The organism is Variovorax sp. 05N34 (assembly GCF_056397405.1).
The window spans coordinates 33,856-43,525 of the sequence record NZ_JBFTNI010000020.1; the positions used below are offsets into that span (position 1 = coordinate 33,856).

Here is a 9,670-nt window from a genome sequence, read left to right on the forward strand (position 1 = left end):
GCCGGCGGGAATCCGATGCGACAAATCGATTGGACGCGGCGCGAGATGCATGAGCACGGAGCCAATGGCGGCCGGCGTCAGGGCGCCCGGTCGTCTCTCAACACCGCTTCTCCAGTGCGAGGATTCGTCAACGTGACGTTCTCGAGCGCCTTGATCCGCCATTCATCAGACTGCCGCGTCAGCACGGCGAGGATCAGCGTGTCGACCGCGTGAGGGCCGGCCGGATGAGCCGCACCGGCCTTGAGACGGCTCCAGAAGTGCATGACCACTGCATCGTCACTGATGGCGATGAGATCGATCAACTCGTTATCGAGCGTGGAGTCGCTATAGATGGTCGCGTGAATGGGCGCGTGCATCTTGACGATTTCTTCGACGCCGCGCACGTAATGCCCGAATCGGTTCACGAATGTCGCGTCATCTTGAAACAGAGTCTTGAAGGAGTCGAGGTCGTGGTTGTTCCACGCGGTTTGAAACGCCAGGGGCATGTCTTCAGGGTGTTTCATTTGCGATCGTCCTCACAGGACTCGATGATGGAACTTCGGATGGCACTGCGAATAGTGCGCCAAATATTCAGCAAGACGCTCCTGAGTGAAACGTGAACTTCATTTGCATTTCTGACGCTGCTATCCAAATGTCTTACCCGAGACTTCTTTAGTTCGCATTCTGATCCAGACGTGTTTGGCGCTCTGTCTCGGGACTCGTGGCGTTGCAACGACGACCCGTCCTCAACGAGAAGATTCGGTGAAATTTTTCTCAAAGTCCTGGACGTATTGAGCCGGCATCTCAGCTGCTGTTCATAGACTAATCCCCAAGAAGCGCTCAAGAAGGCTTCAGTGACGGGACACCCCGCACGTATCGCGTCCTCCCCGGACGCTTCAGCAAGAAAAATGATTCAACTCCTCCGCCGTAGTGCGCGGGCCACCGGGCCTGTGCGACGTGTTTCCACACTCTCCGTTTCCAAGCTTTCGCCCCTCCTGCTGAGCGGCGCTGTCGCGTCGTTCGCGGCGCACGCGCAGACTGCCTCCACACCGAGGCCGCTCATGGATGAACAGCGCCAGCAAGAGCGCGAACGGGCGCTGCGCGAGGAACAGCGCCAGCAAGAGCGCGAACGGGCGCTGCGCGAGGAACAGCGCCAGCAAGAGCGCGAACGCGCATTGCGCGAGCAGCAAGAGCGCACCGTCGACGACCGACCGAAGCCCGCAGTCATCGAAGCGCAAACCCTGCCCGTTCGCGAGGTGCCGTGCTTCGATATTCACCGGCTCGTCTTGTCGGGAGAACTCGCGGATGCTTTTCAGTGGGCGCTGAATGCCGCATCGAAATCAGGGGATGCGCCCGATGACTGGCGCGATCGCTGCCTCGGCACGGAGGGGGTGAATGTCATCCTCGCGCGCGTGCAGCAGGCCATCATCGCCCGCGGGTTCGTCACGACGCGCGTGTTGGTCGGCCCGCAGGATCTCTCCGCCGGCACGTTGACCCTGACGCTGGTGCCCAGCCGGATCGCGGCCATCCGGTTCAAGCAACCCGAACACGGCCCGGGCGAGGCCACAAACGAGACCGCAATCGAGGCCGCAATCACGAGCCTGCGCGGCGCCATTCCCGCACGCATTGGTGATCTGGTCAATCTGCGCGACATCGAGCAGGGCCTGGAAAACCTTAAGCGCCTTCCAACGGCAGACGCCGACATCCAGATCGAGGCGTCGCGCGCCAGCGACGCTCGGCCCGGCGACAGCGATCTGGTGATTGCGTACACACGCAAACCTTCGGCGCTGGGTCCGTTGCGGGCGACCCTGAGTCTCGACGACGGCGGAACGGACGCTACCGGAAAAATCCAGGGTGGCGCCACCGTCGCCTGGGACAACCCGCTTGGACTGAATGATCTTTTCTATGTCAGCCTCAGTCACGATGTCTTCAACCATGAAGGCCAGGGCACGGCCGGTCAGACCGTGCACTACTCCGTTCCCTACGGCTATTGGCTGCTGAGCGCGACAGCATCGCAGAACGACTACCGCCAGTCCGTCGCGGGTCTGTACGAAGACTATGTCTATAGCGGTGAATCGAGCAACGCGGAGGTGAAGCTCGCAAGACTCATCTACCGGGACGCCTCGCGCAAGACGACCACGGCGCTCCGGGCATGGCGGCGGGCTTCGCACAACTTCGTCGATGACACCGAGGTCGATGTTCAACGTCGCACTGTCGGCGGCTGGGAGGCCAACATCAATCACCGTGAGTTCATCGGTGAAGCCACCTTGGATGCGACCCTTGCCTACCGGCGCGGCACGGGCGCGTTTGGATCGCAGCCAGCACCCGAAGAAGCTTTCGGCGAAGGCACCTCCCGCATGAAGCTCTTCACGGCCGAGGCAAATCTCGATTCGCCCTTCAAGCTCGGGGGCGAACAGTTTCGCTACAGCGCGTTGTGGCGCGCACAACTGAACCGCACGCCCCTCACGCCGCAGGACCAGTTCACGATCGGCGGACGCTACACGGTGCGGGGCTTCGACGGCGAAAACAGCCTGCTCGGCCAACGCGGCTGGTTCATCCGCAACGACCTCGGCCTGGCGCTCGGCCAGAGCGGTGCCGAACTGTATGCAGGCGTGGACTACGGCCACGTTGGTGGGCTTTCCGTCGCGTTTCAGCCCGGCTCTGAGCTCGCGGGCGGCGTTGTCGGCGTTCGCGGCGCATTCCGCGGCCTGAACTACGACTTCTTTGTCGGGACGCCCATCAGCAAACCCGAGGGCTTTCGCACCGCGAACGTCACTGCCGGCTTCGGCCTGAACTACAACTTCTAACGCAACAACAAGATGAACAAGCTGCGACACAGGGTGATTTTTAGCGCCGCACGAGGAATGCGGATCGCGGTACAGGAGAACGCGCGAAGCGCCGGCAAGGCACCGGGCACGACCTCCGGGGCTGTCGGAATACCGGTGCTGGCTGCCTTTGCCTTTGCCTTTGCACCCGCGCAGGCCCAGATCGCGGGCGACCCAAACGCACCAGGCAATCAGCGGCCCACCGTGCTCGCCGCACCGAATGGCGTGCCTGTCATCAACATCGTGACGCCTTCCGCGGCGGGCGTGTCTCGCAACGTCTATCGGCAGTTCGATGTCAACGCATCGGGCGCCATCTTCAACAACTCGCGCACTCCCGTGCAATCGCAGTTGGGCGGCTTCCTTGCCGCGAATCCGTGGCTTGCGAACGGGTCCGCGCGGATCATCCTCAACGAGGTGAACAGCTCCTCGCCGAGCTACCTGCGCGGTCCGCTGGAGGTCGCCGGCTCAAGGGCCGAGATCGTCATCGCGAACCCCTCGGGCATTCAGGTGGACGGGGCAACCTTCATCAACGCCAATCGCGTGACCCTGACCACCGGCGCGCCGCAGCTCAACGCCTACGGCGGCATCGAAAGCTATCGCGTCACTGGGGGGACCATCGGCGTGAGCGGCGCCGGCCTCAATGCCAGCGGGACGGAGTTTGCGGCGCTCTATGCGCGCATGGTCTCGATCAACGCCGGGGTCTGGGGCGGCGGCGAGCTGCGCGTGGTGACGGGCGCGAACCAGGTGGGCGCCGACAGCGCACCGGGCGCTGCTGCCAACGTCGCACCGATCGCGGGCACAGGGCCGACGCCACCGCTCGCCTTCGACTCGGGAACGCTGGGTGGAATGTATGCCCAGAAGATCTGGATCATGGGCACCGAGGCAGGCGTCGGAGCGCGCAACGCCGGGACCATCCAGACCGGCGCCGGCAATGCCGCCCTCATGGGCATCGGCGAACTGACCGTGACGGCCTCCGGACGCATCGAGAACATCGGCACGATCCAGGCGGCAGGCGACGCGATCATTGCGGCGCCAAGCTTTACCAACAGCGGCACGGTGCTGAGCGTCGGTGCCACGAAGATCAGCTCGACCGGCGACCTCACCAATTCGGGGACCCTGGAAGGTCAGCGCATCGAGCTTGCGAGCGCGGCCGGCGACGTCGTGAACTCCGGGACGCTCCGGCAGAACGGCGCGGCGGGCCTTACGCTCGCCGCGCCCATCTTGAACAACACGGCCGGCGCGGTCATCGGTGCCGAGCCAGCCCCCGCAGCGCCATCTCCCAACGAGCCAAGCAGCGGCAATGAAAACACCGGCGGCGATCCGGCAGATGCGGGCGGCGCGGGCGGCCCTGGAACTCCCGGCAACGCAGGACAGGGCGCGCCGAACACGCCGCCCTCCCCCGGCTCTTCGCCGCCAGCGCCGGGCAGCATCACGGCCGCGAACGGAAAGATCAGGAATGAAGGCGGCCGCATCTACGCCGGAGGCCCGATCACGCTGCAAACCCCGCAGGTGAACAACTCGGGCGGCCAACTGGACATTGGCACGCTGACCGTCAGCGGCCCCGCGTTCAGCAACGCAGGAGGCGTGCTCAACGTCGCAAACAACTTCACTGCCGATGTCGGGACCTTCGACAACGGCGCCGGAGGCAAGCTGCACGCCGGCAGCGTGACGATCACCACCAGCGGCGACCTGAACAATCAGGACGGCTCCATCGAGAGCAACGGGGACGTGGTGCTCGAAGTCGGCGGCGCCACGAACAACATGCGCGGCGCGATCTCCGCTGCCGGCGCGCTGAATGCACGCGTTGCAGGCGACGTCCAGAACTCGGCGGGCTCGCTGGTTGCCAACCAGGCCGTCACGCTCTCGGGCAAGTCCTTGGACAACACACAGGGGGCGATTTCCTCGGCCACGGCTGGCGTCTCGGTCAACGTCTCGAACGCACTGACGAACTCCGGCCAGATCGGCGCCGCGACCGACCTCTCGATCCGTGCCGGCAGCGTGAGCAACAGCGGCACCTTGCGCGGCACGAACGACACCGCCATCAGGGTCGCGGGCCAGCTTTCAACCGACGGCAGCATCACGGCGGGACGGAATACGACGATCGATGCCGCGAGCTTACGAGCCGGAACCGGCAGCGTCCTTGGCGCAGGAATCAATGCCGACGGCAGCCTCGCCGCGACTGGCGATCTGCATGTGACGACCACCGGCGCGCTCGTGGCCCAGGGCCAGAACCTTGCAGCCAGCGTCACGCTGCAAGGCGCGAGCGTCGATCTGTCCGACAGCACGACAAGCGCTGCGAACATTGCGATCAGTGCCACGCAAGGCGAAGTCGCCACGAGCCGCGCCACCGTGGTCACGCCCGGCACGCTGACTGTGACGGCAAACAATCTCGCCGCGCAGGCACTCGTGAACGACGGCGGCCAGATCAACGCGGGGCAGCTCGACCTGCGTGTCTCGAACATCGTCAATACGAACGGCGCGGAGCTCGTCCAGACAGGCGCAGCTTCCAGCACCATCGCGGTGGCCGGGAGCCTGGACAACTCGAACGGTCTCATTGCGAGCAACGGTCAGGACCTCGCCCTGTCGGCTGGCCGCATCATCAACACGACAGGCGAGATCCACCATGCCGGCGCGGGCGCCCTGTCGATCAACGGCGGCATCTTCGACGGTGCAGGCGGCAGCGTCTTGAGCAATGGCGCGCTCGCCATCAACGTCGCCGGCGCCTTCAAACAGGACGGCGGCACGACCAGCGCGCAGCAACTCGCCATCGATGCGGGCAGCTTCAGCAACAAGAGCGGAACCGTCACCCAGACCGGTGAAGGCGCGACGCGCATTTCAGTCGCGGGCGACCTGGACAACTCCGCCGGAAGCATCAGTACCAACGGCGCGGACTTCATGCTCGGCGCGGACGCGGTGGTGAACACCCAGGGCCGGCTGGAGCATGCCGGGGCCGGAACGCTGGCGCTGAAGGCTCGCACCTTCAGCGGCGCTGGCGGCGCCCTCCTCTCCAACGGTCGCGTGGACATCAAGGCCGGGCGATTCGAGCAGGACGGCGGCAGCATGGCCGCGCAGCAGATATCCATCGCCGCCACGGACCTGAGCAACCGGGCTGGCTCCATCGTCCAGAGCGGCGCCGAGGCCACCGACATCACTGTCACCGGCACCTTCGACAACAGCGCAGGCCGCCTTGCCACCAACGGAGGCGATCTGCGGCTGAACCTGCAGGGCGCCACGCTCGTGAATTCGGGCGGTGCCATCGAACACGCCGGCGCCGGAACCCTGCTGCTGAACGCCGCGACCTATCGCGCGAACGACGGGCAGATCACCAGCAATGGCGTGCTCAGTGCGCGCGTCGGCAACTTTGCTCAAGCGGGCGGCGCCACCGTCGCTCAGCAGGTGAGCATCGATGCGGCGGCGTTGAGCAACACGCTCGGTGCGCAGATCGTCCAGAGCGGCGCCGGCACCACACGCATCGCCGTTTCGGGGCCACTCACCAACGATGGAGGGCTCATCGCGAGCAACGGCTCGGATGTGGCCATCGAGGCAGGAACGCTCTCCAATGCGGCCGGCCAGATCCTGCACGCGGGCGCCGGCACGCTGGCGCTGACCGCAGGCAGCCTGCAGGGTCCAGGAGGAGAGATCACGAGCAATGGCGCGCTGGTCGCCCAGGTCATGGGCGACTTCAACCAGGACGGCGGCGCTGCCACCGCGAAGCAGATCACCATCGATGCGGGGTCGCTCGGCAATCGCGGAGGCACCATCGTGCAGACCGGGACCGATGCGATGCGCATCACAGTCGGGGGCGCGCTCGACAACAGCAACGGTGGAAGCATCGCGAGCAATGGCGCTACGACCCTCTCTGCGCTCAGCCTGGACAACCGAGCCGGATCGATCCGCACCGCCGGGACCGCCGATCTGGACGTCAGCACAGCGGGCGTCGCCGACAACAGCGCGGCAGGCTTGATCACTTCGGGCGGCGGCGCGACGATCCACGCGGGCAGCCTCGTCAACGACTCGGGACGCATCACCGCCGTGGGCGATCTCGCAGCCGCCGTCACGGGCACGGCCACGAACGTCGGCGGCATGCTGGCGGCGAATGGCGATACAACGGTCACGGCCGCGAGCCTCGACAACACGCAGGGCACGGTCGCAGCCGTTTTGGGTGACCTCGACGTCACGACCAGCGGCAGCACGCGCAACACCTCCGGCACCCTGCAGGCCGGAGGAAGCGTCGCGCTCGCCAACGCCGGGTTGGACAACACGCTCGGCAAGGTCTTCGCAAACGCGCTCTCGATCGATACGAACGGGGTCGCGCTGACGAACGCACAAGGCACGATCGCGGCCGCAACCACGGTGGCCGTCCACTCCGGCGCACTCGCGAACGACGCCGGGTTGATCCAGTCCGGCGGCGCGATGACGATCGACACGAATGGACAGGCGCTCAGCAACACCAACGCGGCAGCGCATGCCAGCGGCCAGGGCGGCATCACGAGCGCCGACACTCTGACGATCGCAACCGGCGCATTGACCAACACGGGCGGCTTCATCGGCTCAAAGAACGCGCTCACCGCGAACACCGGGTCATTCACGAACAATGGCGGCGGTGTCGTCCTCGCGCAATCGAGCGTCAGCATCGACACTCACGGCGCAACCTACGACAACGCTGGCGGACAGACGCAGGCGGTCGGCGACCTCACGGTCAGCGCGGGCCACGTCGCCAACTCTGGCGGCCTCATCCGCTCGGCGGCGACCACGGCGCTGGACGCCGCATCGATCAGCAACGCGAACACGCTGGGTGCTGACCAGGGCATCGAGGGCGGCAACGTCGTGATCAATGTCGCGAACCTGGACAACACCTCAGGCGCGATCCGCAGCGACGGCACGGTCGGCAACACCACCGTCACGAGCGGCGGCAGCGTCAACAACACCAACGGGCTGATCTCGGCCGGCAACAGGCTCGCCATTGCCGATCCGAACGCAGCGACACCGGGCGCGAAGACCCTTTCCATCACGAATACCGGCGGCACGCTCACGGCGAACAACGACCTCCGGCTGGACGCCGCGACCTTCAGCGCTGACGGCAGCGTCGCCTCGGGGTGGGATCTCAGCATCGCCCTAACGCAAGACCTCGTGAACAACGGCGAAGTCAGCGCCAAGGGAGACCTCACGTACAAGACGACTGGCAATCTGACCAACAACGGCAAGCTGCTCGCGGGCGGCACCCTGAACGCTGGCGGCGCTGTCGTGGAGAACACCGCCAATGCCGAGATGAGCGGGACCGACACCTTCATCCAGGCTGCGGCGCTCAACAACCGAGGGCTCATCGACAGCCAGGGCCAGACGCGCATCGATGCGAACGCCGTGAACAACATCGGAACGGGGCGCATCTACGGCGATGCGGTGGCAATCGGCGCAGGCACGCTGAACAACGTCTCGGAGACGCTCAACGGCACCGCGTCGGCGGCCACCATCGCCGGCCGCTCGACACTGGACATCGGCGCCGACAGCATCAACAACCGCGACGGAGCTTTGCTTTTCAGCGCTGGCGATATGTTTATCGGCGCCCGCCTGGACGCCAACGGCTACGCCACCGGCAAGGGCAGCGTGCTCAACAACGAAAGCGCCTCGATCGAATCGCTCGGCGACATGTCGATTGCGATGACGAAGGTCAACAACATCGACACGCACCTGAAGGTGGTGCAGCAGACCACCACTGAGCAGGACCACTACCTCGTCACCACGGCGGACCAGAAGCGCTGGAGCCTGGCCGACACCCGAGGCGATCCGCTCACCGGCTTCGTGTGGCACCGCAATCCCGATGGCACGGAGAGCCTGGTCGGTATCGGCTACGGCGACTGGACCGCCACCGTCACGACTACGAGCGACGTCGCCACCAACGCGGCCCCGGCGCGCCTTGTCGCAGGCGGCGACATGAACATCGAGGGCCAACTGTTCAACCGCGACAGCAAGGTGACCGCCGGCGGCGCGCTCAACGCACCCGGCGCGACAAACGAAGCCACCAAGGGCACGTCGACCACGAGCCTGAGCAACATCACTGTCATAGGGTGCGACGGCAGCGGCGGTTGCGCGCCCTTCCCGGTGGCGCCGTTCTCCAACCCGCCCCAGACGATCGACGTCGGTGCCTACGAGTACACGCACGACACAAACGCCACCTTGGGCTACAACGCGGGCTCGGCGCCCGGCGTCAACGCGCCGGGAGGTTCCGCAGGCAGCACGGGCAGCGTCTCGGCCGGCGGCGCAAACGGCCCAGGCACCGTGATCGAAGTGCCCTCCGCGGTCAACGGTTCGGCAGCCGCCAGCGGCAACGCCGCGGCCCCTGTGGCCGATCAAGCCGCTGGCGCGGCCGGCGCGGACCCAGCGGGAAGCGCCAGCGGCACCACGCCAGGCGCGGCGGGCGCGGTGGACGCCGCGGGCCAGTCGGGCAGTTCGCGCAGCATCCCGATGGTCGTTCGCACCAGCACGCCCGAGACCCGCTTGCCCACAGCGAGCCTGTTTCGCACCCAGCCGGGCGCGACCGCCCATTACCTGATCGAAACCGATCCGCGCTTCGCCGACTATCGCCAATGGCTCAGCAGCGACTACCTGCTGAACGCCCTTGGCTTCAACCCCGACACCGTGCAAAAGCGCCTGGGCGATGGCTTCTATGAGCAGCAGCTCATTCGCGAGCAGATCGCGCAGCTCACCGGCTACCGCTACCTGGACGGCTACACCAGCGACCAGGACGAGTACACCGCGCTCATGAACGCGGGCGTGACCTTCGCCAAGCAGTATGGATTGACCCCCGGCATCGCCCTGACTGCCGCGCAGATGGCCCAGCTCACGAGCGACATCGTCTGGCTCGTCGA

General features: G+C 66.0%; 3 protein-coding genes. 2 read left to right on the top strand and 1 reads right to left on the bottom strand.

Going from position 1 to position 9,670, the window contains the following annotated elements; translation table 11 throughout:
• Positions 1 to 77: 77 nt before the first annotated feature.
• Positions 78 to 503, bottom strand: a complete 426-nt coding sequence (locus AC1DMA_RS29785; protein ID WP_478146431.1) for an SgcJ/EcaC family oxidoreductase — start codon at positions 501 to 503, stop codon at positions 78 to 80.
• A gap of 537 nt (positions 504 to 1,040) precedes the next feature.
• Between AC1DMA_RS29785 and AC1DMA_RS29790 the strand changes: the two genes are divergently transcribed.
• Complete coding sequence (locus tag AC1DMA_RS29790) at positions 1,041 to 2,786, top strand: ShlB/FhaC/HecB family hemolysin secretion/activation protein (RefSeq protein ID WP_478146432.1); 1,746 nt, start codon at positions 1,041 to 1,043, stop codon at positions 2,784 to 2,786.
• 12 nt (positions 2,787 to 2,798) lie between these two features.
• Positions 2,799 to 9,670 (top strand): two-partner secretion domain-containing protein (locus tag AC1DMA_RS29795; protein WP_478146433.1); only part of this gene is annotated, 6,872 nt, incomplete at its 3' end.

Coding starts and splice junctions, on each gene's coding strand:
- AC1DMA_RS29790 (WP_478146432.1), top strand. CDS start 1,041: ATGGATGAACAGCGCCAGCAAGAGCGCGAACGGGCGCTGCGCGAGGAA.
- AC1DMA_RS29785 (WP_478146431.1), bottom strand. CDS start 503: ATGAAACACCCTGAAGACATGCCCCTGGCGTTTCAAACCGCGTGGAAC.